Annotated in this window: 24 protein-coding genes; 12 read left to right on the top strand and 12 right to left on the bottom strand. The window is 70.7% G+C overall.

Annotated elements, in window-relative coordinates:
- Positions 1 to 55: 55 nt before the first annotated feature.
- Together ABD292_RS14620 and ABD292_RS48960 are read right to left on the bottom strand one after the other, a co-directional pair.
- A complete protein-coding gene (locus tag ABD292_RS14620; protein WP_344207724.1) occupies positions 56 to 1,546 on the bottom strand; it encodes an alpha/beta fold hydrolase in 1,491 nt (496 codons plus the stop codon).
- Between the two features lie 154 nt (positions 1,547 to 1,700).
- Positions 1,701 to 2,084 (bottom strand): alpha/beta hydrolase fold domain-containing protein, encoded by a 384-nt coding sequence (locus tag ABD292_RS48960; RefSeq protein ID WP_425565090.1) that lies wholly within the window; start codon positions 2,082 to 2,084, stop codon positions 1,701 to 1,703.
- A 236-nt stretch (positions 2,085 to 2,320) separates the two neighbouring features.
- On the opposite strand from ABD292_RS48960, the gene ABD292_RS14610 reads away from it, so the two are divergent.
- On the top strand, positions 2,321 to 3,121 hold the full coding sequence (locus tag ABD292_RS14610; protein WP_344207723.1) for a hypothetical protein: 801 nt from the start codon (positions 2,321 to 2,323) through the stop codon (positions 3,119 to 3,121).
- Positions 3,122 to 3,204: 83 nt separating this feature from the next.
- Here ABD292_RS14610 and ABD292_RS14605 read toward each other — a convergent pair whose 3' ends face one another.
- A complete protein-coding gene (locus tag ABD292_RS14605; protein ID WP_344207722.1) occupies positions 3,205 to 4,248 on the bottom strand; it encodes an FAD-dependent monooxygenase in 1,044 nt (347 codons plus the stop codon).
- Positions 4,249 to 4,312: 64 nt separating this feature from the next.
- Here ABD292_RS14605 and ABD292_RS14600 point away from each other — a divergent pair, with 64 nt between their 5' ends.
- The 3 genes from ABD292_RS14600 to ABD292_RS14590 all read left to right on the top strand — a co-directional run bounded on the left by ABD292_RS14600 (position 4,313) and on the right by ABD292_RS14590 (position 8,155).
- Positions 4,313 to 4,894 carry a TetR/AcrR family transcriptional regulator gene (locus tag ABD292_RS14600; RefSeq protein ID WP_344207721.1) on the top strand — a complete coding sequence of 194 codons (582 nt, stop codon included), beginning with the start codon at positions 4,313 to 4,315 and terminating at the stop codon, positions 4,892 to 4,894.
- 967 nt (positions 4,895 to 5,861) lie between these two features.
- Positions 5,862 to 6,854 (top strand): ParA family protein, encoded by a 993-nt coding sequence (locus ABD292_RS14595; protein WP_344207720.1) that lies wholly within the window; start codon positions 5,862 to 5,864, stop codon positions 6,852 to 6,854.
- A 542-nt stretch (positions 6,855 to 7,396) separates the two neighbouring features.
- Positions 7,397 to 8,155 carry a hypothetical protein gene (locus ABD292_RS14590; protein WP_344207719.1) on the top strand — a complete coding sequence of 253 codons (759 nt, stop codon included), beginning with the start codon at positions 7,397 to 7,399 and terminating at the stop codon, positions 8,153 to 8,155.
- 23 nt (positions 8,156 to 8,178) lie between these two features.
- Here ABD292_RS14590 and ABD292_RS14585 read toward each other — a convergent pair whose 3' ends face one another.
- Positions 8,179 to 8,433, bottom strand: coding sequence for a hypothetical protein (locus ABD292_RS14585; protein ID WP_344207718.1), 255 nt, complete (start codon positions 8,431 to 8,433; stop codon positions 8,179 to 8,181).
- Positions 8,434 to 9,001: 568 nt separating this feature from the next.
- Between ABD292_RS14585 and ABD292_RS14580 the strand changes: the two genes are divergently transcribed.
- The 5 genes from ABD292_RS14580 to ABD292_RS14560 all read left to right on the top strand — a co-directional run bounded on the left by ABD292_RS14580 (position 9,002) and on the right by ABD292_RS14560 (position 14,967).
- Entirely contained in the window at positions 9,002 to 9,604 is a 603-nt protein-coding gene (locus ABD292_RS14580; RefSeq protein ID WP_344207717.1) for a TetR/AcrR family transcriptional regulator, read from the top strand.
- 62 nt (positions 9,605 to 9,666) lie between these two features.
- Positions 9,667 to 11,163, top strand: a complete 1,497-nt coding sequence (locus ABD292_RS14575; protein ID WP_344207716.1) for an FAD-dependent monooxygenase — start codon at positions 9,667 to 9,669, stop codon at positions 11,161 to 11,163.
- A 782-nt stretch (positions 11,164 to 11,945) separates the two neighbouring features.
- Complete coding sequence (locus ABD292_RS14570) at positions 11,946 to 13,052, top strand: bifunctional DNA primase/polymerase (RefSeq protein WP_344207715.1); 1,107 nt, start codon at positions 11,946 to 11,948, stop codon at positions 13,050 to 13,052.
- Complete coding sequence (locus tag ABD292_RS14565) at positions 13,049 to 14,569, top strand: DNA primase family protein (protein WP_344207714.1); 1,521 nt, start codon at positions 13,049 to 13,051, stop codon at positions 14,567 to 14,569. The genes ABD292_RS14570 and ABD292_RS14565 overlap by 4 nt, the downstream gene beginning before the upstream one ends.
- On the top strand, positions 14,566 to 14,967 hold the full coding sequence (locus ABD292_RS14560) for a DUF6009 family protein (protein ID WP_091088912.1): 402 nt from the start codon (positions 14,566 to 14,568) through the stop codon (positions 14,965 to 14,967). The genes ABD292_RS14565 and ABD292_RS14560 overlap by 4 nt, the downstream gene beginning before the upstream one ends.
- A 71-nt stretch (positions 14,968 to 15,038) precedes the next feature.
- On the opposite strand, the gene ABD292_RS14555 is transcribed toward ABD292_RS14560, so the two are convergent.
- The 4 genes from ABD292_RS14555 to ABD292_RS14540 form a co-directional block, all read right to left on the bottom strand.
- Positions 15,039 to 15,665 carry a hypothetical protein gene (locus tag ABD292_RS14555; protein ID WP_344207713.1) on the bottom strand — a complete coding sequence of 209 codons (627 nt, stop codon included), beginning with the start codon at positions 15,663 to 15,665 and terminating at the stop codon, positions 15,039 to 15,041.
- A 2-nt stretch (positions 15,666 to 15,667) separates the two neighbouring features.
- Entirely contained in the window at positions 15,668 to 16,234 is a 567-nt protein-coding gene (locus ABD292_RS14550) for an RNA polymerase sigma factor (RefSeq protein ID WP_344207712.1), read from the bottom strand.
- Between the two features lie 122 nt (positions 16,235 to 16,356).
- A complete protein-coding gene (locus ABD292_RS14545) occupies positions 16,357 to 17,514 on the bottom strand; it encodes an alginate O-acetyltransferase AlgX-related protein (RefSeq protein ID WP_344207711.1) in 1,158 nt (385 codons plus the stop codon).
- 11 nt (positions 17,515 to 17,525) lie between these two features.
- Positions 17,526 to 18,926, bottom strand: coding sequence for an MBOAT family O-acyltransferase (locus ABD292_RS14540; protein WP_344207710.1), 1,401 nt, complete (start codon positions 18,924 to 18,926; stop codon positions 17,526 to 17,528).
- Between ABD292_RS14540 and ABD292_RS14535 the strand changes: the two genes are divergently transcribed.
- Positions 18,925 to 19,098, top strand: a complete 174-nt coding sequence (locus tag ABD292_RS14535) for a hypothetical protein (protein WP_344207709.1) — start codon at positions 18,925 to 18,927, stop codon at positions 19,096 to 19,098. The two genes, ABD292_RS14540 and ABD292_RS14535, sit on opposite strands and share 2 nt — an antisense overlap.
- 50 nt (positions 19,099 to 19,148) lie before the next feature.
- Here ABD292_RS14535 and ABD292_RS14530 read toward each other — a convergent pair whose 3' ends face one another.
- On the bottom strand, positions 19,149 to 19,943 hold the full coding sequence (locus ABD292_RS14530) for an integrase (RefSeq protein WP_344207708.1): 795 nt from the start codon (positions 19,941 to 19,943) through the stop codon (positions 19,149 to 19,151).
- Between the two features lie 433 nt (positions 19,944 to 20,376).
- Positions 20,377 to 20,871, bottom strand: a complete 495-nt coding sequence (locus tag ABD292_RS14525; RefSeq protein WP_344207707.1) for a winged helix-turn-helix transcriptional regulator — start codon at positions 20,869 to 20,871, stop codon at positions 20,377 to 20,379.
- A 170-nt stretch (positions 20,872 to 21,041) separates the two neighbouring features.
- Here ABD292_RS14525 and ABD292_RS14520 point away from each other — a divergent pair, with 170 nt between their 5' ends.
- On the top strand, positions 21,042 to 22,454 hold the full coding sequence (locus ABD292_RS14520) for an MFS transporter (RefSeq protein WP_344207706.1): 1,413 nt from the start codon (positions 21,042 to 21,044) through the stop codon (positions 22,452 to 22,454).
- A 19-nt stretch (positions 22,455 to 22,473) separates the two neighbouring features.
- On the top strand, positions 22,474 to 22,956 hold the full coding sequence (locus ABD292_RS14515; RefSeq protein ID WP_344207705.1) for a pyridoxamine 5'-phosphate oxidase family protein: 483 nt from the start codon (positions 22,474 to 22,476) through the stop codon (positions 22,954 to 22,956).
- Positions 22,957 to 22,985: 29 nt separating this feature from the next.
- On the opposite strand, the gene ABD292_RS14510 is transcribed toward ABD292_RS14515, so the two are convergent.
- Together ABD292_RS14510 and ABD292_RS14505 are read right to left on the bottom strand one after the other, a co-directional pair.
- Entirely contained in the window at positions 22,986 to 23,921 is a 936-nt protein-coding gene (locus ABD292_RS14510; protein WP_344207704.1) for an NADP-dependent oxidoreductase, read from the bottom strand.
- A gap of 113 nt (positions 23,922 to 24,034) precedes the next feature.
- Complete coding sequence (locus ABD292_RS14505) at positions 24,035 to 24,496, bottom strand: MarR family winged helix-turn-helix transcriptional regulator (RefSeq protein ID WP_344207703.1); 462 nt, start codon at positions 24,494 to 24,496, stop codon at positions 24,035 to 24,037.

The following is a 24,496-nucleotide window of genomic DNA, read 5'->3' as shown; positions in this document are numbered from 1 at the left end:
CCGCCAGGACATCGCGCCGGCGACCCGTGGCGGGTCGCCGGGCCGTAACCGATGGTCAGCCCGGGATTGCGCTGCCGTCGCAACCTCTGCCGATCTGGCCCGTCTCGAAGTACCGCACCACGTCGGCGGCGCACTTGGGCACCCGGGTGGTCGACACGTGCACGTCGTCGGCGACCGTGTAGACGGTGCCGCCGATGGCGCGCCGCGTCTGCAGCGTCCAGTCGTAGACGGACATGAACTCGTGCAGGTGCCCCGCCAGCACCAGTGACCCGTTGCCCCGCTTCAACGTGGCCTGCTGCACCGGCAGCGGCCAGCCGGGACACATGACAGGCAGTCCCCAGGACCGGCCGGTCGCCGGATGGCGCTTCACGAGCTGCTGGTGGTCACGCCAGGCGGTGTCGAAACCGGCCCGGCTGCCGTCCTCGTTGCACGCGACGGCCAAGTTCATGGTCATGTTCAGTGTTTCGGGCGCGCCGGGCACGGGCGTCCCCATCATCGGTGCGCCGAGCAGCTCCTTGACGGTGGGCGGGGCGGTGGTGCCCGTCACCGTCCGCAGTTCGGCCAGCGCCTTGCCCGCGCGCACCCACTCGGTCGAGTTGCGCCTGGCCAGGTCGGCGATGGCCGAGCCGTCGATGGGCCGCTGCAGGTCGGTGTAGATCTTGGGGCTCTTGTCGTACGTGCGGACCAGCTTCGCCACCTCCTCGCGCACCTTCCGTGCGGTGGGCCCGAGACCGTAGGTGGCGTCGCGGCGGGCCAGCCAGGCGGCCATGCGCCCGAAGTTACGCTCGGCCGCCTCCGCGCTGTCCTTGGCGTGCTCGTCGATGCGGGTCCACGGCGGCGCCACGCTGTCCAGGAAGGCCCGTCCGGTGTGCCCCGGGAACAGGCTGCGGAACACCATGCCCAGATGGGTGCCCCAGGAGAAGCCGAGCAGGTTGAGCTCGCTCTCGCCCAGCGCGGTCCGTACCAGGTCCAGGTCCTTGGCCACGTTCTCGGTGGTGAGCTGTCCGAGGAAGGCGGGGTCAGAGCGTCCGCACTTCTGGTTGGCGGCGACCTGGGCGTCGTATATCTTCCTGGCCGCCTCCCTGGTCAGCGTGCCGGGCTCCTGCGGGCCGTTCGGCGAGAAGGCGCAGGCGACCTTGGTGCTGTACCCGACCCCGCGCGGGTCGAAGCCGATGATGTCGTATCGCTTGTTGAGCCCCGCCATCTCCTCGTTCCTGAGCGCAGCCCGCAGGACCGGGTCCAGGTATCCGCTGTTGCCCGGCCCGCCCGGGAGGACGGCGATGGCGCCGAGCCGGTGGGCCTCGTCCGTGGCGGCCAGCCGGGTCACCGCGATGTCGATCTTCCGCCCGCTGGGGTCACGATGGTTCAGCGGGACGCCGACCGTGCCGCACTCCAGGCGCGTCATCAAGGAGCGGAACGCCGCAACCTTGTCCTCCGCCACGCCCAGGCCGCGGATCACCTCATCGGAGTAGGCCGGGCAGGATTTCCACTGCACGGAAGACATGCCGGAGCTGGAGCTGGGGTTCGCGCTGGCGCTCGCGCTCACGGCGACGGTAGCGGTGGCACCCGCCGCGGAAGGATACGCCGCCAACCCCGCCAGCGCCAAGGCCAGTGCCGTCAGTGAAGTTCGGTACGTCATGCGGATCAGTAGTAGAGCTGCGGTTGTTTCCTTGCCGTTTCCATGAGGATGGTCGCCCGCCCTACGCGCTCGTCCTGATCTGCGGGATCGGCTGATCGCATATGGCCCCACCGAGAAGCGCGCCGCACCGCAACGGAGCCGGTATCCGAGAGCGACACGGACGCGCAGGCCGCCCGGCCGGACCTCGTCGTACGAAATGCACGTCACCGCGCTGCTCGGCCAGGATGGTGAGCGCCGCGGTCATGTTGCCTCCGACCGAGTCGCCCGCGACGGCCAGCCGGGAGGGGTCCAGCCCCTCTTCGGCGCCGAACTTCACGATCCACTGGGCGGTGGCGTAAGCCTGCTCGATGGCCACCAGGTGGCGGGCCTCGGGCGAGCGGTCGTACTCGACGAAGACGACGGCCGCGCCCGCTTCGGCGGCGCGGCCCAGGAGAGCCAGACCCACGACTCGTAGCCAACGTGATCACTAGTCGTGGCCGACCACAGGCGGCCACACCAACCAGGTGAGACGGAACGGCGAATCCCGCCAGGTGGATGAGACGCACGCCAGGTTTCGCGAGACAGGACAACCGCCATGAAGGGATCTTGGTGGCAGTTATCTTTGGTAGGTGACAACCATCTCCGGGAGTCACAACCGTCCACCAGCAGCATCATGATCATAAACGTCAATACACTATTGACATGCCGAAACGCGCAGAGCCTCTTGTCACTAAAACCGCAGGTCAGAGGGCCATCCAGGACATTGTAGAGCGACGCCGCAAGGCACACGATCCCGATGTGGAGACACTGCTGCGCGACGATCCGGCCGACCATCCCCTCGCCGTGATCCGTTATGTCCTGACCCGTCGGCGGGTCCCGGACTGGGTGCTCGTCGGTGACGTGATCGACGGTCTGTGGGTGCTGGCCTACGTCCGGCGCTACTGTCCGCACCTGCCGGACGAGGCCGACCGCCTGGAACATGAACTTCTCGAACTGGGCTGTGCCAAGCAGATCGCAATGATGCGTATGGCGCCCCCGCTCAACGTACGCAGCAGGCAGGCCGTGGAGCACCGCATCCTTCGCCATCGGGCCGCCAAGCTGGGGCTGGCCCGCAACGAACGAGCGGAACGAGCACACCGGCGCTCCCCCACCTCTTCCCCCACGAGCACGAGCACGGCGGAGGCGGCGTGGTACGACCGGCATGCGCTGCCGTTGTGGGAGGCGGCAGGAGAGCTGGTGGACTATCGCGCGCGGTTCGACCATCTGCTGGACGACGAGCTGGCGGAGAACCTGATCGGCCTGCGTCGTGCGGTCAGAGAGATGCAGTGGCCGCTGACGCCGGACCGGTATCCGACGCTGCGCGAGATCGGCTGGTGGCTGGAGGAGATTCTCGACGCGCTGCGGGAGGAGCGCTATGCCGCCTTTCGGGAGCAACTGTCGGATCTCCTTCCCCGGCTCACCCTGCTCGCCGAGCAGCAGCACGAGGCCCGTTTCGGCGGCTGACCTCGTACTCGCTCGGTCCTCGAACGGGTCGTCCCGCCGGATCCTGCTGAAGAGCACGAGCGAGCAGACGGCGGCGTTCGCCCTTACATGGGCAGGAGGCGCATCAGGGCATTGCGCGGGCCCGTCAGGCGATCGGCCCCGGCCAGGCGGGTCATCCACCGGGCCGCGGTGACGATTCGCTGGGTCGCCGGACGCCGCTTGGCGTCGTACGCGCGCAGCGCCTGCTCGACGTCGCCGGGGTGGTCGCGCAGGCAGGCGGCGAGCTCGGTCGCGTCGAGCAGGGCCTGGCAGGCGCCCTGCCCCAGGGCGGGGGTCATCGCGTGGGCGGCGTCGCCGATCAGCGCGACGTTCCCGGTGACGTAGGAGGCCAGCGGCGGCGCCAGGTCGTGGACCTCGTGCCGCAGCACTGTGCCCTCGTCGGCCGCGGCCAGCACGCGGGGAATGGGCTCGTGCCAGCCGGCGAAGCGGGCCCGCAGGTCGTCGAGCGTCTCGCGGGTGCCTGCCGGAGCACGTACGGGGGCGTACCAGTTGGTGACGCCCGGCGCCTGCGGGGTCATGCCGAACATCTGCCCGCGTCCCCACGTCTCGCCGTAGTCCTGCGGCTCGAAGCCCTCGACGACGCCGCGCCAAGCGACAATGCCCGCGTAGCGGGGTCGCGTGGTGGGATCGAAGAACGCCTGGCGTACCGCGCTGCGGACCCCGTCGGCGCCGATCACCAGGTCGTACTCCGCCCGCAGCCCGGCGGGATCGGTGATCTTCACGCCGGTGCTGATCGTCTCCTGGTCCACCTCCTCCAGCAGCAGCTCGATCAGCGAGACCCGCGACAGCATGCGGACGGGTGCCCCGCCGCGCCGTTCGATGCGCCCCAGCGGCAGGTCAGCGAGACGTCTGCCGCCGGGGGTGCGGATCTGCGCCCGCCGGTAGGGGACGGTGCGCTCGCGCAGCCGTTCGCCCAGTTTCAGCGTGGCCAGGGCGGCTTGGGCGTCGGGGCGCAGGCCCAGCGCGGTGCCCTCGGCGACGACCCGTGGCCACCGCTCGAAGACGGAGACCTTCCAGCCGATGGCGCGCAGCGCGATCGCGGCGGTCAGCCCGCCGACGCCGGCGCCCACGATGACGGCATTTCTCATTCGAATCACCACACCTGTGGTACCACGGATGTGGTGGTCCTGTCGAGTGGAAACATAGAGGCCCATGGCGGAGAACAGTGACCGGCGCGATCGGTTGCGCGACGCGGCGATCGAGGTGCTGGCTGCCGAGGGCGGCCGGGGGCTCACGCACCGGGCGACGGACCGGGTCGCCGGGCTGCCGGAAGGCACGGCGAAGAACTACTTCCCGACCCGCGTCAGTCTCCTGCAGGCCGCGGCGGAGCGGTGCGTGGATCGCTACTTCGGCGACCTCCAGCAGGCCGAGGTCCACACCGTGGACCAGCTGCTCGCGCTGCTGCGCCGGTTGATGGACAAAGCGCTGACGGACAACAGGTCACGCGTCCTGGCCTACCTCGAACTGAACGCGGAGGCCGCCAGGAACCCGCAGGTGCGCCAGACCATGGCCCGGCTCGCCCGCGCCGACCTCGATCTGCACCTGGCCCTCCAGCAGTCCGCCGGCCTTCCGGCCACCCGGGACGGCGCCGCCCCGGTCACCCTGGCCATCAACGGCGCGCTGGCCCACCTGCTCTCCCAGCCGCCCGACGTGCTGGCCTCCTACGGTCTCGACGACCTCGACGCCTTTCTGTACCGGCTCATCACCGCGACCTATCCCGGCCGGACGGCCTGATCGGCGAGCCGGCAGTACCCGTTGCCGCGCCATCTCCGCGTTCCCGCGTGCTTGCAGGGCTGCTTCGTAATTGCCGTCCGTTGCCAGCCAGCGTCTTCGCGATATTGCGCATGGCCTGCATAGGATGGGAAAGTAATTCGAGAGAAGGCTCCCGGCCGCGCTTTGCAGTGCGAGCCGGGAGGCTTCCTCAAGGGCTCACCGTCAGCCGTGAATTCTGCGGGTGGGCGTGCCATCGCGGCGCGTACCCTCACCGACGCGACCGCATCACCGCAGGTCGGCTCGACTAATAGGTGTGAAGACAGGTCTGTCGAGAGGGACATAGACCGGTTTGTGAATAGCTGCATCGAAAGCATCTGAGATAGTGACGTCGAATGTCATGGACATATTCGCATCGACAGCGGAAGAGACAGGCTGAGGACAAGGCGGACAGAAATGGCAGGAGACAGTGTTGCAACAAGTCTTGTCAGATGTTCTACAGAAAGCCGTACCACGTCATAGGTCAATCGGTGATGCAAGCACCATGCAGACAACTGAGCAGACTGATGATCAGAGTGGGGGTGGCAGCAGATGAAGAAGCCGTAGGCGATCAGGGCAGAAGGTCAGGCCATGGCGAGGCCGGGGGACGCACATCTCAACGGCTTCCACGAGTGAGCGAGCCTTCATCGACGTGACTGCCGGGTGGCACCCTCAGGTCACCAAGTGAGAGACGAGCGGAGGGTTCAGCGCGAGGAGAGGTCTGTCGAGGGATCGCCCAGGGGGACGGGAGAACGAGCGCGGCGACACGCCGTAGCTGAAGATGACGCTCAAGGCATTCATCTGTTAAGAAAGGGACGGAAGTTCCATCAGCTTCGTCAAGTTACCGGGAGCTTGCGCCTCTGCAGGAACAAGGGACCTTCCGTCCAGTCCTAGGCATGCACAGGAGAGTAGATCCATGAGCTTCCCCCTCTCTGCCACTCAGGCCCGTGGGATGACCACGCAGGAGATCATCGAACAGATCCGCCCCAAGCTGCGGCGGGTGCTCATCGTGTTGAACAACAAGGGGGGTGCCGGGAAGACCACCACCACGGCCAACATCTCGGCCCAGCTGGCAGCCGCGCTCCACCAAGCGGGGTCGTCCAAGCGGGTCCTCGCCCTGGACCTCGACCCTCAGGGCAACCTGGGGCTGGATCTGGGCTACCAGGGCAGGCCCGGGGACGACGAGGGGCAGAGCGTCATCAACGTGGTGGAGGGCACCGGTCCGTTGCACATCGTGCGCGACGTACGGCCTCAGCTCGACGTCGTGCCGGGCGGCAAGGTGCTCAAGCGGACGACCGCCTCGATCATCGGCACCAGGTCCATCGACCCTCGCAGGGAGATCCTGCTGAGTCTGGCCCAGGCTTTGGCGGAGGTGGCGGACGACTACGAGTGGATCCTCATCGACTGCCCGCCCAACATCGCCGACCTGCAGCACCTGGCTGCCGTCGCCGCCGAGTACGTGCTCATCCCCGTCTGTTTCGACCAAGGCGCCATCCAGGGTCTTGAAGGAGTCAGCGAGGTCTTCGACGTCGCATCCCCGCTCAACCCGGCGCTGACGCCGCTCGGCGTGCTGCTGTTCGGCTTCGACCGCCAGCATCTGCGCAAGGTCAAGGACGACGACGGGGAGGTGGTGGGGGTGAAGGAGATCGGGTTCCTGGCCAAGAAGCGGCGCGAGATCGAAGGCGTGCTCGGCGACTCGGGGATCCCGATCTTCCAGACCGTCATCACGCGGGCCGTCAACGTCGCGGACCAGTGCCGCAAGCACGGCCGGGTGTTCGCCGAACTGGCGGACCTGACCGCGGGCGCGGACTGGAAGAAGCACGCCAGGCAGCACCAGCTGTCTCTCAGCTCGGAGTCGGCCGAGACCTCCGCCATCGAGATGGAAGAGGCCACCATGGAGATCATCGCTCGGGCGCTGGAGCTGGAAGCGGAGGCGTACGCATGACGAGCGAGTTCTTCGACGACAAGCCGCCGCAGCCGCGCCTCAGCGGGATGACCCGGGCGCGCGGCAAGCGGGGGCAGAGCGGCTTGGCGACGTTGGTCGGCAAGCTGGCCGAGGGGGAGAAGAAGCAGCCGGCTCCGGAGGCTACAGCGGCCGCCGCAACCACGGCAGCCCCTGCCCCGGCACCCGCCCCGGCAGGGGCTGCTGCACCGGCCTCCGCACCGGCCTCCGCACCGGCCTCCGCACCGGCCTCCGCACCGGCCTCCGCACCGGCCTCCGCACCGGCCTCCGCACCGGCCTCCGCACCGGGCGCCACGCCGGGCGCCGCGCGGGTTCCTGCGCCGGTCACTACCCCGGTCCCTGCGCCGACCACGCCGGCCACGGCGGCGGCCTCTGCGCCCGCGCCACCTGCTCCTGCTCCTGCTCCTGCTCCTCAAGCAGAGCCGGCACCCGAGCCGGTCGCAGCCGAGCCTGCAGCGGCAGCACCGGTCGCAGCAGAGCCCGCCAAGGTCGAGGCTCCGGCAGCACCGGTCGCTCCCGCGCCCGTGGCACAGGAGGCGGACGGCTCCTCCGCCGAGCTTGCCATCGAGACGCCCACGCCGCGGACGCCTTCCAAGCCCGTCAGCGTGGTCGTCGCACCCGCGGACGCGGGCGGCCTGCCGGAGCCGTCGGGATCGCCCGACAGCGCCGCAGGCTCGGCCCTCAGGGCCCCTGAGGAGGCCGTACGAGCCAGCACGGCGGAGGACGCGACATCACCGTCGCCGTCGCGTCCTCCCACGCCGCACGCGACCAAGCCGCGCCGCCAGGCCGCCCGTCCCGCGCAGGCGGCCGCCCGCCGCGCGCCCGCTCCGGTCGCTGAGCCCTCGCCGACCAGTGCGTACCAGACGCCTGAGCAGGTCAGCATCTACGTGACGCCCAAGGTGAAAGAGCGGGCGCGCGAGATGAGCCGTGCCGAGGGCATCGAGTACGCCCAACTGGCGATGGACGCCATCGACCACTACCTGACCGAAGGCGTACTGGGGTTCCTGGTGCAAGCGCGTCTGGAAGTCAGCCGGCCCAACGGCTCGCGATTCCCGCCTCGGAGAAACCTGCGGTCACGATCGAAGGCGGGCGTCCGCAGGGTGCTGTGGCCGGTGCAGTTCCGCCCGGCCGAACTCGACATCCTGACCGAGCTCGTCGAGGAGACCGGGGCCGAGCACCTGTCCACGCTGGTATCCGTCGCGGTGGAGGCGTACCTGCTGGACGACGAGGAGGAGGGCTCGCTCACCGGGACGTCCGGCGTCAGGGCTCTTCCCACCACCTGAGACGCCCGGCGGCGCCCTGTCGGTCATGTCGCCGCGGTCCCAGTACATGCGGGCGCAGGTCCCGTGGCCGGCGGGTTCCGGCTGCGGCGCAGCCAGGGCTTGTCCAGGTCGGCGGCCTCCCAGCGCTCCTCGCTCACCAGCGCCATGGTGTGGAGCGTCCGGCCCGACGCGTCCGTGGTGTAGAGGCTGCGCTGGGCCAGCGTCTTGGTGTGAACGTACTGGTCGCGGGCCGGAACCGGGTCGGGTTGTCGGGCGGCGGCGGCCGGCGTGGCCCGCATGAGCAGCGTCCTGGCGTCGGCTGGAGGGGCGGCGATCAGGCATGAGGGGTACGCGGGTCGGAGCCCCCGGACTCACCTGGGTGACGACGATGCCGCCGGTGAGCGTCACCGCCACGGCGCCGGATCGGCAGCGTGGCGGGCCAGCTGCGGCGGGCACGGGCCGGCCGCGCCGTCCGTGCCTCACAGGTCAGGCGGAGGAGGCGGTCACGTCCCTTCGCCGACGCCGCCTCCGGCGTGGGCTCGGGCTCCACGAACCCGGCTCCGATCGGCTTCAACTCGTCCATCGCCGCTCCCCGATCGGGTTGACGTCGCCCAGGGCCTTACGCAGCTTCTTGCGTGCCCTGTTGATCCGGGACCCGACGGTCTCCACCGGTATGTCCGGGGCCGCCGCGATCTCCTCGTAGCCGCGGGCGCCGGGTGGTGCAGTTATGGCGTTCTCCCCTAAGGCGACTGTCGCCCAGTGTTCGCCGCTCGGTGGCCGGCCAGGGCAGGGCACCGCACCCGCCGCCCCGAAATTTTGCGCGACTCGCATCTTTGCGTGACTCGCAAGTTTGTGTAGGGTGCTCGTATGGGGCTCAGGGAGCGCAAGAAGGAAGAAACCCGGCTCGCGCTCAGCTGGGCGGCGATCAAGCTGGCCGTCGAGCGTGGCTTCGACAATGTCAGGGTGGAGGACATCGCCGCCGAGGCGGGCGTGTCGCACCGCACGTTCAACAACTACTTCTCCAGCAAGGGCGAGGCCATCGCGGCCAGGCACTTCGACCGGGCGGTGCAGATCGCCGACGAGCTGAGGTCCAGGCCGGAGAGCGAGCCCTTGTGGGAGGCCGTCACCAACGCGGTGTTCGCCCGGTTCGCGCTCGGCATGCAGGAGCGCGGGTGGTCGGCCGACGAGCACTGGATCACCGGTGTCAAGCTGATGACCCAGCACCCTGAGCACCGGGGCGAGTTCCTCAAGGCCCACGCGGCCGCGCAGGACGCGCTGGCCGCGGCGGTCGCCGAGCGCACCGGCACCGACCTCGATCGGGATCTGTATCCGCACCTGGTCGCCGGGGCGGTGGGCGCCGCCGTGCTCGCGACCATTCACCTGTGGCTCCACGGCGACGCACCGGCACCGTTCCCGGAGCTGCTGCGCGACGCCCTCGGTCAGGTCGCCGCCGGACTGCCGACGCCCTGACCTTCCCCATCTTTCTCTGCCGGCCTGCCGTCGGCCGATCCGTCATGCCCGGAAGGACCACCATGATCGTCGATGTCGTCATAGCCGGAGCCGGGCCAAACGGGCTGATGCTGGCCTGCGAGCTCAGCCTGGCCGGAGTCCGCCCCCTGGTCCTGGAGCGCCTGCCCGAGCGCAGCCAGGACAACCGCGCCAACGGCCTGGTCGGGCAGGTGGTGCGGATGCTGGACCGGCGCGGCCTGTACGAGCGGCTCGCCGGTGTCCAGGAGCCGCCGCGGCCCGCCCCCGGGTTCGTCTTCGGCGCGCTGCCCATCGACCTGAGCGTGCTGGACGACAACCCCCTCTACCTCCTCCCGGTTCCGCAGCTCAGGATCGAGCAGATGCTGGAGGAACGGGCCGGCGAGCTCGCCGTCGAGATCCGGCGCGGCCACGAACTCACCGGATTCGACCAGGACGCCGATGGCGTGACCCTCAAGGTGAGCGGCCCGGCCGGGCCGTACACGGTCGAAGCGCGCTTCCTGGTCGGGGCCGACGGCGGCCACAGCATCGTGCGCAAGCTGGCCGGCATCGCCTTCCCCGGCGTGACGACCGACACCACGATCTCGCGCACCGCGCACGCCACCGTCGCGGCCGAGTTCATCGACCCGGCCACCGGCGGCCTCGACGTCCCCGGGTACGGGCCCATCCCGCCGTTGCTGCACCACCGGACCGAGCACGGGTTGTTCGTGTACGCGCCCCTGCCGAGCTCCACCGCACCGTTGATCTCCACGATGGAGTGGAACGGACAGGACGCCGAAGGGCCGCTCACCCTGGAGGAACTACAGGCCAGCGCCCGGCGCGTGCTCGGCGCGGACATCGCCTTCGGCCCGCCCGACGGCCCGGGGCCGCACCTGATGCGCAAGCTCAACGGCGGCAACACCCGCCTGGCCGAGCGTTTCCGTGACGGCCGGGTGCTGCTGGTCGGCGACGCCGCTCATGTGCACTCGGCGATCGGCGGGCCCGGGCTCAACCTCGGCCTCCAGGACGCGGTCAACCTCGGCTGGAAACTCGCGGCCGAGGTGCGCGGCACGGCCCCCGCCGGGCTCCTCGACACCTACGAGTCCGAACGGCGCCCGGCCGCCGAGCGGGTGGTGATGTCCTCGCGCGCCCAGTCCGCGCTGATCGCCCCGGGCAGCGAGGTCACCGGCCTGCGCGCGCTGTTCACCGAGTTGCTCGGCGACCCGCGCAACGTCCGCCGGATCGCCGACCTGATGTCGGGCGCCGACATCCGCTACGAGGTGGGCAGCGACCATCCGCTGGCCGGCCGGTGGGCTCCAGACCTGGACCTCGAGGGCGGGGGCCGGCTGGCCGAGCTGACCAGGGACGGCCGCCCGCACCTGATCGACTTCACCGGGGGCGACTGGGGGCACCCCGCGACCGCGGGGCTGCCCGGGCCCGCCGTGCCGTGCACGGCCCTGCTGCTGCGGCCCGACGGATACGTGGCGTGGGCCACCGATGTCCCGCAGCCCGACGCGGAGTCCCGCGCGTCGCTCAGGACGGCGATCCGACGCTGGCTGGGCTGATCGGTCACGGGGGAGCGGATACCGGCCCGGCCCCGCCGAGCCGGCCCTGACAGCACCCGAGCGACTGAAGGGACCGGGCCCGGCGAAAAGGCGTACGAACCACTCGTGCAGGCCGAGCGATCGAAGCGACTCAAGCGACTGAAGACCGGCATGCGGCGGTGCTCGGCGCACGATCCGGGGAGGGAGACGGGGCCGCGTTTCCGGTCGCTGTCATGACCGGGCGGCCCACCGCGGCACAGAGACTGAGCGTCAGTCGCTTGGGTGCTGGAGCGACCCAAGCGACCCGGCCGGCCCTCGGTCTCTTCAGTCGCTCCCTCTCCGGGCCGGGGCTCAAACAATCCCAAAAGCCGCGGGGCGCGTGGGGCAGCCGGGGACGGAGGGACTGACAGTGCTTCGGTAGCTGGTCCTGAGTAGCTGACAAAGCCGCAGGTCAGGGGGTTGTGCGAGGATGGGCAGCGACCAAAGCGACTCCTCCTCCGGTATATGTCGTCGTAGTACGCATCGTCGTGCTGGCGTCATAAGTGCTCAGTAGAGTCGCTTCAGTCGCTACTCCAGACGGCCCGTCGCCGACGCGCCTCGCCTCACGGGGCCATCGCGAAGCCGCGTCGCATTTCTTCCGCCACGCCCACGCCATCCCCCACAGCCGCCCCAAGGTCCGCTAATCTGTCGTGCCATGTTCAAGGCTCGGTCGCTTCAGTCGCTCAGCCTCCCTCACGGGCGGCGACAGGCAAGCAGGCCGAACCGGCGACCCACCCTCTGCCCGGACCACGAGAAGGGATGACGTGACTCTGCACGCCCCTCTCGACGACGTCACCCCCAGCCCTCCCCAGCTCTCCCGGCCGATCGACATCGCCCGCTGGTGCGCCGCCCAGGGCTGGCCCGTCCACCCCCTCGCCGCCGGCCGGAAGACCCCGGCGCGCAACTGCCCCGCCTGCCAGGCCGCCGGGCACGACCCGGCCGGATGCCCGTGTCTGCGGCAGGGCCGGTGGTGCCACGGGTTCCACTCCGCCACCGTCGACTCGGAGCTGATCGACAGCTGGTGGGGCGCCCACCCGGCGTTCGGCGTCGGTGTCGCCTGCGGTCCCGCCCGGCTCGTCGTCATCGACGTCGACGCCCACCCCACGCCCGTGCCCGACCGCGACCGCCTGCTGCCCGGCATCCCCATCGACCCCCGTGTCGACCTGGCCGGCCTCGCGACCGGCTTCGACACGCTGGCGCTGCTGGCCGCCCTGCGCCGTGCCCCCGACGCCGCGGCCGACGCCTCGACCCTGCGGGTCCGTACGCCCTCCGGTGGCCTGCACATCTGGTACCGCGCCGAGCCCGGGCAGACGTTCCTCTGCTCCACCGGCTCCAGCTCCTCCCGGGCCCTGGCCTGGCAGGTCGACGTACGCGCCCACGGCGGCTACATCATCGCGCCAGGGACGCGCACCCAGGACGGCGTCTACACGGCGGTGGGGGAGTGCCGCGTGCCCGCGCCCCTGCCGCACTGGCTCGCCCAGGAACTCTCCCGTACGGGGCACGTCCCCGTCCCCGCCGCCAGGCCGCCCCAGCAGGGCCGCCCGATCCCGCCCCGCGCCCGTCAGGCCGTCGTCGGCGCCGGCGGCCGGAACACCTCGGCCGAACGCCTGCTGCACCGCCTGCTGGCCGACATCGAGGCGTGCGCGTCCGTCCCGCACGGCGCGGGGTTCACCGGCAAGCTCAACCGAGCGGCGTACACCGCCGGCGGCCTCGTCGCCGGCGGATATCTGTCCGCGCACGACGCCCAGACGATGCTGGCGGCGGCCGCCCACCACGCGCGTCCTGGACAGGAGGGCCGCTCCGACAAGATCATCAGCAGCGGTTTGACCCGAGGCTCCACCCGGCCGCTCTACCTCCAGGAACGCTCATGACGCCCGGCACCCCGTCCGGGGGCTTCAACGCGGAAGCCGCCGCCCAGCAGATGCTCGAACTGGCCGAGATCCCGCCCGCCGCTGCTCCGCCGCCGGCCGCGCCGCCTGCCCAGGCCCCCGCGACCAGCGACGGGCTGCTGCCTGAGTCGCTGAGCGACCGGGGCAACGCCAAGCTGTTCGTGCACCTGTACGGGCGCGACTTCAAGCACGTGCCCGGCCTCGGCTGGTACCGCTGGGCGGAGTACCGCTGGATCCCCGACGAGAGCGACGCCGTGCTCTGGGCGGCGGGGGAGATGGCCGACCAGCTCGCCGTGTTCGACCGCTTCCACCGGCACACCGCCAGCGACCTGCGTCGGCACAAGAAGCGGGCGCTGTCGACCGCCGGCATCCACGCCATGCTCGTGCAGGCGAAGGCGGCTCCCGGAATGGCGCTCAACGCCGCCGCGCTGGACGCCGACCCCTACGCCCTGTGCACCCCGGCCGGGGTGGTCGACCTGCGTACCGGACTGATCACCGCCCCCGATCCCGAGCGGCACCTGCACTCGCGCTCCACCACCCTGGCCCCCGAGCCGGGCCCCATCCCGCGCTGGGAGCGGTTCCTCTCCGACACCTTCGGCGACGACGCCGAGGGCAAGGAGACCGTCGACTTCCTGCACCTGCTGCTCGGCTACTCCATCTCCGGGGACGTCGGCGCGCAGGTCCTGCCGTTCCTGTTCGGCGCCGGCAAGAACGGCAAGTCCGTGCTGCTGGAGGTCATGCTGCAACTGCTCGGCGACTACGCCGACGCGGCCCCGCCCGGGTTCCTCATGGCCAAGTCGTTCGACGGCCACCCGACCGACCTGGCCGAGCTGCACGGCCGCCGGGTCATCGTCTGCTCCGAGCTCAAGCCCGGTGATCGTTTCGACGAGGCCCGGGTGAAGCTGCTGACCGGCGGCGACAAGATCAAGGCGCGCCGGATGCGTCAGGACTTCTTCAGTTTCGACCCGACTCACCACCTGTGGTTGCTGGGCAACCATCGCCCCGAGGTGAGCACGGGCGGGTTCGCGTTCTGGCGGCGGCTGCGCCTGATCCCCTTCGAACGGGTGGTGTCCGAAGAACATAAGATTGACAACCTCGCACGCATCCTGGTGGATGAGGAGGGACCGGGAATCTTGTCCTGGTTGGTCGACGGAGCCCGCCGCTACCTGGCGGGCGAGAAAGACTTGTCAGGGCCGCAACGGGTACGTCTAGCGACAGATGCCTACGAAGCGACGGAGGATGTAGTGGGGCGGTTCATCGGAGACGCCTGCATACTCGAACCGGGCCTGCGTGCAGAACAGACGAGTCTGTACGCGGCCTACACCCGCTGGTGCAGCTCAGAGGGTGCCACCCCTGTCTCGGCCCGCAACTTCGCCGCACGCATTCGCGACACACTGAGAATGACGTCGCCAAAGGATATGATCCTGTCCAACTCGCGCAAGTTCTATCCGGGTATCGGCCTCAGCTCCGAGTTCCACGGTGAGGAGGCCCGGCGATGAGCCTGATCAACGAATCGAGTTTGTGCCACGAGGTCGAGCTGGTGTGGCTTGAGGACACCGAGGGTCTCGACTACGTCCGCCAGAGCCTGGACAGGCTGCCCACGCGTCGCGGCAAGCCCGCCTACCACCGCGACGGCCGCATGGTGGGCTACGCCGTGCTCGGGCGGACGGCCAAGGCCGCTCCCGCGTCCGGCACCTTCCACCGCCGGGTCTTCTGGCTGGCCCCCCACGACCGCGACACGCTCCCGGACGGCGAATACAGCACCGGAGCCCCGCTGGAGTCGGTCGACCCCCGGACGCTGGCCCCCGGCAAGCCCGGCCACAAGACCGAACGCTCCGAGGGCGGGCCTCCCTCGCCCGCCATGGTCGCCTTGGGGATCACCCTTCCGAAGGCCTGATCAGCCGCGAGCCGCCCTCCAACGGGTGGCTCGGGCGACCGTCACGCGCACCCGGCACGCGGGCCGGGTGCTCAGTGAGGGTCCTTGACGGGCGCGCACGGCTTCACCGTGGTGCCCGCCGGTGCCAGCGACGTGGCGAGCAGCCAGGGTATGTACGAGCTCCGGTTGTCACGGAACTCCACCACGAGCGTCTCGCCCGGCTCGATGTACTGCGGGACGATCCGAATCGTCCGGACGGACTTCACCTGGACGACCTTGGACGAGCGCGACCTCTCCACGAGTGAACGCAGCTCGCTCGCGTTCGCGACCGGGGCCCCGCCGTAGGTCTGGTCCTCGCTGACGAACCGAGGGGCCGCGCACCGCATGGCCGGGGCCAGGAAGGTCACGTCGGCCTTGACGCCCGCCTCCGCGAGCCTGGCCTCCAGTCCGGAGGGATCGCGCAGCTCGTTGACGGTGACCATGACCGTGCCGTCCGGGCTTTCGGCCACCGCGTAGGCGGAGGTCCCGATGCCGCTGATCAACGGTGTGACGACGAGTCCCGCCGCGACAGCGGCCGCGACCAGCAGCCGCGGGCCGGTGACGACCCGTCGCCGGGGCCGCGCCCGGCGGAGCAGCCGCTGCCGCGCTCCGGCGAGTTCGTCCGGCGAGGCCGGGGGGACGGCCTGCCACATGGCCTTCAGCTCGTCCATCTCGTCCATGGTCAATCTCCTTGTCGGCTCAGGGCTTGACGGATCCGGAGACGGGCCCGGTTGAGGCGCGAGGCGACCGTCCCCGGCGGGATGGCCAGCGCGTCGGCCACCTCCTGGTAGCTCAGTTCGGCCCAGGCGACGAGCAGCAGCACGTCGCGGTCGGCCGGGCTGAGGTCCATCAGGGCGAGCGCCAGCGGCCGGTTGACGGCCAGGGTGTTGACCCCGTCCTCGACCTGGAAGCCGGAGCGCTCCGCCGGGTGCACGCCGCTGCGGACGTAGGCGCGGTAGAGGCTCATCTCGGCGCGACGCCGGCGGCCGATCAGGTTGGAGGCGATGCCGTACAGCCACGGCCGGGCATCGGAGCGACGGCGGTCATAGCCGCCGCGCTGCTGGAAGGCGGCCAGAAAGGTGTCGGCCACGACGTCCTCCGCCTCGCTGGGCCCGAGCCGCCTGGTCACGTAGCGATGCAGGAGCGGAGCGTGCCGGTCGAACAGCGTGGCGAAGATCTCGGGCTCGTTCAGCGATCTCTCGATGAGGATCGCGTCGTCGACCTCGACAGCTTCGCGAGGGATTGTCATGCATGCCGACCTTTCCTGGCTTATGCGGCGGTCACCAGCTATTGCCGCGTCAGGCCGAGATTCTTCACGGTGACGACGATCACGGCCGTGAGGAAGGGCGTCACGCCAGGAAGCGCGAGCGTTCAGAGCGCTTCGTCGAGGGCGGCGAGCACGGCGTCGTCCAGCATCTCGGCGTGCCCGCCGACGAGATACCGCTCCACGATCTCGAACACCACCGTCTCACTCCGGACGACCTTCTCCACGAGATCGTCCGGCCCCGTCCTGGCGGGCGCGTCGCTGCGCAGGTAGGTGAGGTCGGCGAAGTACGGCACCACCCAGGGCAGCGAGTTGCGCGTGAACGAGTCGCCGATCAGCAGCGTCCGGGGCCTGTGCAGCGGCGCCTGGTCCGACTGGTTGACGACACGGAACGACACGGGCAGTTCGCGATCGTCCCGCCGGACCTGCCGCACGCCGTCGCGGACCAGCCGCCACCGGTTGATGCTCTCCTCGACGGGTATCCCCAGCAGCCCGCCCAGGTCGCCGTTCCGTGGCGCCTGCCCGGTCTTCACCAGCCGGGTGTCGCGGGACAGGCCGGGCTGGAGTGCGCCTGCCAGTTCCAGGCCGTACAGGCCGGCGGAGTGCTCGGTCCAGTGGCTGTCGGTCCGCCAGTACGCCGGCGTGCCGGACTCGCGCTGCGCCCGCTCCAGCCGGTCCCGGAGATCGACGAAGCCGGGCAGGCCGGCGGCCCGGAGCGCGGTCCAGAACTCCTGCTTGCGCTCGCGGAGGCAGGCCTGACCGGGGAAGCGGTCCGGCAACCGGTCCGGGCTGACCGTGGTCTTGTCGGGAGCCACGGTGAACAGGAACCGCCTTCCCGATCTTCGTACGATCTCGGCCAGGCGGCGTACCCGCTCCAGGGTCTCGGCGACGGACTGGCGCGGCCGGCACGCCTCGGTCACGTCGTCACCGAAGTAGAGCCAGCCGTCCCGCCCCTCGATCACCCGGGGATAGCCGGGGGTGCCCCCCGTGTCGTACGACGGCGCCTCGTCGAACAGCAGCTCCGACAGGGTGGCGTTGGCGCGGACGGCGTACTGCCGCAACGGCAGGTGAGCCGACGCCCAGGCCTCCACGTCCGGTATGACGCTCCAGCCGCGCGACAGCGCCGGGAACTCCGGCAGCCTGCGGTTCTCCATCTCCACCGCCCGCGCGCCCGCCGCGAAGGCGAGCGCGGGCCCGCAGAAGAACAGCGCGGCCGCGAGCGTCGTCATCGCCCGCCGCGCCGATCCGGTCCGTACGAGGGTCATCGGTGTCCTCATCAGAACTGGTAGTACAGGAAAGGGCTGAACGTGCCGGCGGCGACCAGCATCGCCGCGTAAGGGGCGCCCACCCACGTCACCGCGGCGCGCGCCACCCGCACCACCGGCCCGCGGCCCGTCTGGATGAGCGGGCCGAGCGCCCGCGAGGCCGGCAGCGCCACCACGGCCAGCGCCAGCGCGAAGACCGCCGTCCGCTGGTCGCCGGCGGCCCAGGCGACGAACTCGTCGAGCTCGCCCGGCCGCCAGGTGAACATCGCCCGCAGCATGCTCCACGCCTCGCTCATGCTCTTCGCGCGGAAGAACACCCACCCGACGACGACCAGCAGGAGGGTCGCGGCGCGGCGCAGGGCCAGGGTCCACACGGTGCCCGGCGGACGGTCCCAGCCGAGCAGCCGTTCGGCCACCAGCAGGCCGCCGTGGTAGAGGCCCCACACCAGGAAGGTCCAGTCGGCGCCGTGCCAGAAGCCGCAGAGCACGAAGATGATCAGGAGGTTGCGGTAGGTCCTCGGCGCGCCGCCCCGGTTGCCGCCGAGCGGGATGTAGACGTAGTCACGGAACCAGCGCGACAGCGACATGTGCCAGCGCCGCCAGAAGTCGGTGACGGAGTACGCCGAGTACGGCCGGTCGAAGTTCTCCGGCAGCCGGAACCCGAACATCAGGCCCAGACCGACGGCCATGTCGGAGTAGCCGGAGAAGTCGAAGTAGATCTGCAGGGCGAAGGCCGTCGCCCCCAGCCACGCCGTCGGCGTGTTGACCGGCCCGCCGGCCTGCGCGAACGCCGCGTCCGCGACGGCGGCGAGCGAGTCGGCGACGATCACCTTCTTGGCCAGGCCCAGGGCGAAGCGGGGAAAGCCGGCGGCCAGGTCGCCGAGGCGGTCCCTGCGGGTGTCGCCCAGTTGCTCGGCGATCTCGTGGTAGCGGACGATCGGTCCCGCTACGAGCTGCGGAAACATCGCGATGTAGGTGATGAACCGGACGGGGCTTCGCTGGGCCGGCGTGCTGCCGCGGTAGACGTCCACCACGTACGACAGGTGGTGGAAGGTGAAGAACGAGATCCCGATCGGCAGCGCCAGGGTCACGATCGGGCTGTGGCCCAGACCCAGCGCGTCCGTCAGGGCGTCGAGCTGCTCGGTGGCGAAACCGGCGTACTTCCACACCGCGAGCATCGCGACATTCCACCCGACGGCCGCCAGGAGCACCTTGCGGCGGGCCCGGGGCCGATCCCGCAGCCGCGCCGAGTCCAGCGCCAGGCCGGCCCCGTAGTTGACGACGATGGCCGACAGCAGCAGCAGGGTGTGCGGCCCGGCGCCCCAGGCGTAGAAGACCATGCTGGCCGCGGCGACGACCGCGTTGCGGCAGCGGCGCGGCAGCGCCCAGAGGGCCAGCAGCGTGGCCGGCATGAAGAACCACAGGAACAACGGGGAGGCGAACGACATCGCGGTCCAGGCGATCTCCGGCTCTTGCCCGGACGCCCGTCAACCCCTCGCCCGCCGTCCCGGGGGCGCGGGGCGGCTGTTCCTGGACAGTGGGACGAAGATCTCGGACTCGTTCATGCGGGCCTTCCTGGCGTAGGGGTTCACCCGTCATTGCCGCGCCAGGCGGAAATCCTTCATGGGACGCGTTCAGACCTCGTCCAGGTCAGTGCAGTAGGTGACTGTCGCATCGTCCGCCGCCACCGCGCGGCGCGCTTCCGCCTGCCGGACACGACGGATGATCTCGGCGGGTCCGCTCGACGCCAGCATGGCCATGACGTGCGGCCAGTCGGCGAGCTGGAACCGGTCCACGATGCGGCTGGCTCCGTTGCTGAGCAGAACGGCGCCGATCAGCCCGGAGACCGGGCGGCTTCCGATGATCGCCTCGTCCGCCGCCCGCGGGTCGTCCTTGGCCAGCCAGAAGCCGCCCGGCTGGTTGCGGTGGGCGCGCAGGTCCCGCAGGAGCCGGTGGTACTCGTCACCGCCCTCGGCGGCGGCCTCGATCGCGGGCTGGTACGACCGGCTGATGATCACCTCACGGGGGTCGGACACGACGAACGGATCATCATCCGCTCGGTCGAGCACGACGACCGAGTCACCCAGCACCAGGTACTCGAGGAGGCCGCCGGACAGGCGCAGGACGGCTACGGTCGCCGACGGGCTGATGGGGTCGGCCACGTCGCAGGTGTCACGGTGACCGTCGGTCACCTGATCGATGGCCTCGGCGAGCAGCGCCGGAAGGCTGCTGTCCTGCACGAGTGACAGAAGGCCGAGGAGGCTGCTTCCCAGGCGACTGGCGTACCAGGCCACGCCGTGCCGGCAGATCGATTCGGCGCCGGGGATGCCGGCGCCGTCGATGAGCACCGCTGCCGTCGGTCCGGCGCAGGTGAAGTCCTCGTTCGCGCGGTCAGCCCGCTTTGGAACGCTCGCCATCGTCACCCGCACGTCCTGCCGCCTTCGGCCTGGCGGCGACGTCCCGCGCGGTGAGCTTCGGACACAGAGCCGGAGCGACGGACGGAGCCGGCGCGCAGGCACCCTGAGTCGCTGGCGTTCACGCTGCTCAGGACGCCCGGTCGAGTCGGCGAGCGACTGAAGCGACCGGGGGGAGGGAATTCATGGCCTGCGTTTCGTTCCGCGTCGATCTGCGTCACAGAGTGCAACCTTCAGTCGCTTCGGTCGCTGGAGTGTTCCGGAAAGGCCCCTGAGCAGCAGCAGCGCGCAGTGACCGACGAGCGTCTCAGCCGAGCGAACCTCTGCCTCCCCGACGGCAGCGACCGAGGGCGGCACGTATACCTGCCCTCCTCGACTCACCCTCCGTAGCTCTTGGCCGAATCGGCGCGGCCGGTCGCTCGAGTCGCTCTCAAGGCGCACCGAGCTGTCAACGGCTGCCCGACAGAACGTTGCGGGCGATCTCGTCCCGTTCGGCGGCCTGCGCCTCGGCCGCCGACTGCTCGGCCAGCACGCGGGCGTCGTAGGCGGTGCGCGCCGCGGCGATCTCGTTCTGGTGGGTCTCCGTCCAGGTGACCAGCGCGCGGATGGTGGCGTGCAACGTCGTGCCCAGCGCGGTCAGCTCGTAGTCGACACGCGGCGGGACGGTCGGGTGCACGGTCCTGCTCACCAGCCCGTCGCGCTCCAAGTGCCGCAGCGTGCGGGTGAGCATGCGCTGGCTGACGCCGTCGATCCTGCGGCGAAGCTCGGAGAAGCGCAGGGAGCGCTGGTCGAGCAGGGCGATGACCAGCAGTGACCATTTGTCCGCGACGCGGTCGAGTATCTGCCGGACCTCGCAGTCCTCGCGCGTGTCCCACTGGAGAACGTCGTAGTCGCCGTCGGTATCACCGCAGTAACCGAGGGACTTAGAAGTGCCATCTTCCATGACATCTGATGATGCTCGACGATTCTGCTGGTTACAAGAAGGAACCGGCAGGCCTTCCGGGAACCATGGCCGGTCCGTTGCCGCAGGCGTCTGCCGGATGGCTTACTCCCAGAACTCATAAGGGGCGCATCATGTCCATATCCAGATCGAGATCCACACCGAGCGGCCGTATGGACGCGCGCGCCTGGGGCGTGCTCTTCGTCCTCGCCGGGGCCGTCTTCCTGGAGGGGATCGACGTGGCGATGCTGAACGTCGCGCTGCCGGCGATCCGGGCCGACCTCGGCCTGTCGACCGGCACGCTCAGCGGCGTGGTCAGCGCCTACGTGCTCGGTTACGGCGGATTCATGCTGCTCGGCGGCCGGGCGGCCGACCTGCTGGGCCGCCGCAGGATGTTCTTGTTCTGGCTGACCGTGTTCCTGGTCTTCTCCGGCCTGGGGGGTTTCGCGACGGAAGGGTGGATGCTGCTGGTCGCCCGGTTCGTGACCGGGGTGGCGGCCGCGTTCATGGCTCCCGCCGGGCTCTCGCTGATCACCGTCAACTACCCCGAAGGGCCCCAGCGGACGCAGGCGCTCGGCGTGTACGCAGGGACAGCCGCCGGCGGCTTCTCCCTCGGCCTGGTCATCGGCGGGCTGCTGACCGCGATCGGATGGCGATGGGTGTTCTTCGCGCCGGTCATCCTGGCGGCGGCGATCCTCCTCGCGGCGCTGGCCCTGCTCAAGGAGAGCCCGACGCCCGAGCGCGGGCAGGGCGGCTTCGACCTGGCCGGCGCCCTCAGCATCACCGGCGCGATGCTGCTGCTGGTCTACGGGGTGGTCCGGCTGGAGCGCCCCGGCGACGACCTGGCGGTCACGCTCGGGGTGTTCGCCGGTGGCTTCGCCCTGCTGGCGCTGTTCGTACTGATCGAACGGCGTACGGCCAACCCCCTGGTGCGGCTGGGCATCCTGCGCTCGGGCCCGCTGGTACGGGCCAACCTGGGAGCGCTGCTCTTTCTCGCTTCGTTCGCCGGCTTCCAGTTCGTGGCCACCCTCTACCTGCAGGAGGTCCGCGGCTGGAGCAGCCTGCAGACCGGCCTGGCCATGCTGGTGATCGGCATGGACACGATCCTCGCGCCGACGCTCACCCCGCGGCTGGTCAACCGGTTCGGCAACGTACGCGTGCTGCTCGGCGGGCTGGTGGCCGCCGCCCTGGGCTACGCGCTCTTCCTGCCGATCGGGATGGACTGGACCTACGCGGCCATGCTGCCGACCATGCTCCTGCTCGGCGTCGCGTTCTCCCTGGCCTACGGCCCGCTGACGATGGCGGCGACGGAGGGCGTCGAGGAGCACGAGCACGGCCTGGCGAGCGGGCTGCTCTACACCGCCCTGCAGTTCGGCACGGCGCTCGGTCTGTCGGCGGTGACGGCCGTGAGCGTCGCGGCGCTCGGCGAGGCCACCACGCGGGCGGCGAAGCTCGATTCCCTCCAGCTCGCCCTCGTCGTCCCGGTCGTGGCCGCGATCACCGCCGCCGTGATCACCGCCTTCGGGGCCCGCCGCCGTGCCGGAGACTCGCCGGCCACCATCGAATCCGTCCCGGCCTCGGCCTGACCCCCGATCGGAGTGCCTCATGGCAGACAAGGTGACGTCGTTCGACGAGATCGAGAAGCAGTTCGCCGCCTACATCGGCGACATCGTGTACGCCACCATGACCACGGTGGACGCCAAGGGACGCCCGCGGGCGCGCGTCCTGATACCGATCTGGGAAGTGGTCGACGGCCGCCCTCTCGGCTGGCTGGCCACCTACCGGACCCCGGTGAAGACGGCACACCTGGCCCACAACCCGCACACCACGTTCTCCTACTGGAGCCCCCGCCAGAACGCCGTGAGCCTGGACACCGTGGCCGAATGGGTGAGCGACCCGGCGGTCGTGCGCCGGGTGTGGAACCTCTACCGCGAGGGCAGCCCGCCCGGAGCAGGGTACGAGCTGGGCAACTTCTGGAGCAGCCCCGAGGATCCCCGGCTGCACGTCCTGCGGCTGACCCCATGGCGCGTCCAGGTCATCCGGGGCGCCGACCTGCACAGCAGGATCTGGCAGGCGGAGCCCGCCTGACCGGAGCGGGCGCGCCCGCGCCGCCTGCTTCAAGGAGTGAGGACGAGGCGGCCACGGAGACCGCCTTCGGCGAGGCGCCGGTGGGCGGCGGCGACCTGGTCGAGCGGCATGCTCTCAGCCACGCGCAGGGTGAGGGAACCCGCTTCGACCAGGGCGGCGAGCCTGGAGAGGAGGGCGCCGTCGGCGCGGATCCAGTGATGGAAGACCCGGATGCCGCGCAGCGGAAGCGGCGCCCCTCCCGCCACCAGCGCGGCGAACGCTCCCCCCGACCGGACCGCGTCGAGGGCGGCCACCCCGGCCACGGCGGCGTCCAGCGCCGCGTGCGCTCCGCCCGGGACGAGGCGACGGACCGCCTCGCCCAGCCGCGCCGTACGCGGCACGAACAGCTCGGCCCCCAGCCTGCGGACGAGCGGTTCGTCATCGGCACCGGCGACCGCGATCACCCGGAGCCCGCGCGCTGCGGCCAGCTGGACCGCGAAGCCGCCGACGGCGCCGGCCGCCCCGGTCACCAGCAGCGTCTGCCCGTCATCCAGGTCGAGCCCGTCGAGCGCCTGGGCGGCGGTGAGGCCGTTCAGGGGGAGTGTGGCGGCTTGTACGGATGAGACGCCCGCCGGCGCGGCGGCGACCGCGTCCGCGTCGAGGACGACGTGTTCGGCCTGAGCGCCGAGCGGGACGTCCAGCCGGTCGGACAGGCCGATCACCCGGTCACCGTGCCGGAGGCCGGTCACCCCTGGGCCCGTCTCCTCGACGGTTCCGGCGACGTCCCATCCGATGCCGATCATGTCCCGCGCCGGCAGCAGGCCCGCCTCGGTGAGCGCGCCGGACCGGGTCGCCAGATCGACCGGGTTGACCGTCGCGGCCTCGACCCGGATCCGGACCTGTCCCTCTCCCGCGACCGGCACCGGCACGTCGGCGATCTCGAGAACCTCCGGGCCGCCGAGCGTACGGATGACAACTGCGCGCATGAAGCCTCCTCGTCGTCCCACTTTCAGGATTCGACGACGACCCTACGGATGCCTGCTTTCCAATAGGAAGTAAGCACCTGGAAGTTCGTAACGCACCCGCAGGAGCGCGATGGTCACTCCACCCGCTCCTCGGCAACGGGTCCGCCGACGATCTCGGCGCGGGGCAGCAGGGAGAGCGTCTGGAGGGCGCGCAGGAAGCCCTGCCGGTCGGCCTCGGGCAGGCGGGCGAGCAGGCGCTCCTCGTTGGCCTGGATCTCGGCGCGTACCGCCCGGCGCCTCGCGCGGCCCTCGTCGGTGATCGCGAGGATGCGGGCGCGGCGGTCGCGCGGGTCCGGTTCGCGGGTGATGAGCCCGTCCGCCTGCAGTCTGTCGAGGGTGGTGATGATGCGGGTCTTGTCGGCGCCGATCGTCTCGGCCAGGGCGGCCTGGGTGCGTACGGCGCCGTCGTCCAGGGCGCCGAGCACGATGTAGCCCCACATGGACAGGCCGTGCTCCGCCAGCACCGGGAGCTCGGCCGCGATGAGCGACTGCAGGAGGGGCTGCAGCATCGCGGCCAGGTCGCGGCGACTCGTCAC

It is taken from the genome of Nonomuraea bangladeshensis, from assembly GCF_039529455.1.
GTDB classification, from domain to species: Bacteria; Actinomycetota; Actinomycetes; order Streptosporangiales; family Streptosporangiaceae; genus Nonomuraea; species Nonomuraea bangladeshensis.
The sequence above is the reverse complement of the archived record's forward strand: the minus strand, read 5'-3'. Positions and strand labels throughout refer to the sequence as shown.

Coding starts and splice junctions, on each gene's coding strand:
- ABD292_RS14610 (WP_344207723.1), top strand. CDS start 2,321: ATGCCGAAACGCGCAGAGCCTCTTGTCACTAAAACCGCAGGTCAGAGG.
- ABD292_RS14605 (WP_344207722.1), bottom strand. CDS start 4,248: ATGAGAAATGCCGTCATCGTGGGCGCCGGCGTCGGCGGGCTGACCGCC.
- ABD292_RS14600 (WP_344207721.1), top strand. CDS start 4,313: ATGGCGGAGAACAGTGACCGGCGCGATCGGTTGCGCGACGCGGCGATC.
- ABD292_RS14595 (WP_344207720.1), top strand. CDS start 5,862: ATGACCACGCAGGAGATCATCGAACAGATCCGCCCCAAGCTGCGGCGG.
- ABD292_RS14585 (WP_344207718.1), bottom strand. CDS start 8,433: ATGCGGGCCACGCCGGCCGCCGCCGCCCGACAACCCGACCCGGTTCCG.
- ABD292_RS14580 (WP_344207717.1), top strand. CDS start 9,002: ATGGGGCTCAGGGAGCGCAAGAAGGAAGAAACCCGGCTCGCGCTCAGC.
- ABD292_RS14575 (WP_344207716.1), top strand. CDS start 9,667: ATGATCGTCGATGTCGTCATAGCCGGAGCCGGGCCAAACGGGCTGATG.
- ABD292_RS14565 (WP_344207714.1), top strand. CDS start 13,049: ATGACGCCCGGCACCCCGTCCGGGGGCTTCAACGCGGAAGCCGCCGCC.
- ABD292_RS14560 (WP_091088912.1), top strand. CDS start 14,566: ATGAGCCTGATCAACGAATCGAGTTTGTGCCACGAGGTCGAGCTGGTG.
- ABD292_RS14555 (WP_344207713.1), bottom strand. CDS start 15,665: ATGGACGAGATGGACGAGCTGAAGGCCATGTGGCAGGCCGTCCCCCCG.
- ABD292_RS14550 (WP_344207712.1), bottom strand. CDS start 16,234: ATGACAATCCCTCGCGAAGCTGTCGAGGTCGACGACGCGATCCTCATC.
- ABD292_RS14545 (WP_344207711.1), bottom strand. CDS start 17,514: ATGACCCTCGTACGGACCGGATCGGCGCGGCGGGCGATGACGACGCTC.
- ABD292_RS14535 (WP_344207709.1), top strand. CDS start 18,925: ATGAAGAACCACAGGAACAACGGGGAGGCGAACGACATCGCGGTCCAG.
- ABD292_RS14540 (WP_344207710.1), bottom strand. CDS start 18,926: ATGCCGGCCACGCTGCTGGCCCTCTGGGCGCTGCCGCGCCGCTGCCGC.
- ABD292_RS14525 (WP_344207707.1), bottom strand. CDS start 20,871: ATGGAAGATGGCACTTCTAAGTCCCTCGGTTACTGCGGTGATACCGAC.
- ABD292_RS14520 (WP_344207706.1), top strand. CDS start 21,042: ATGGACGCGCGCGCCTGGGGCGTGCTCTTCGTCCTCGCCGGGGCCGTC.
- ABD292_RS14515 (WP_344207705.1), top strand. CDS start 22,474: ATGGCAGACAAGGTGACGTCGTTCGACGAGATCGAGAAGCAGTTCGCC.
- ABD292_RS14510 (WP_344207704.1), bottom strand. CDS start 23,921: ATGCGCGCAGTTGTCATCCGTACGCTCGGCGGCCCGGAGGTTCTCGAG.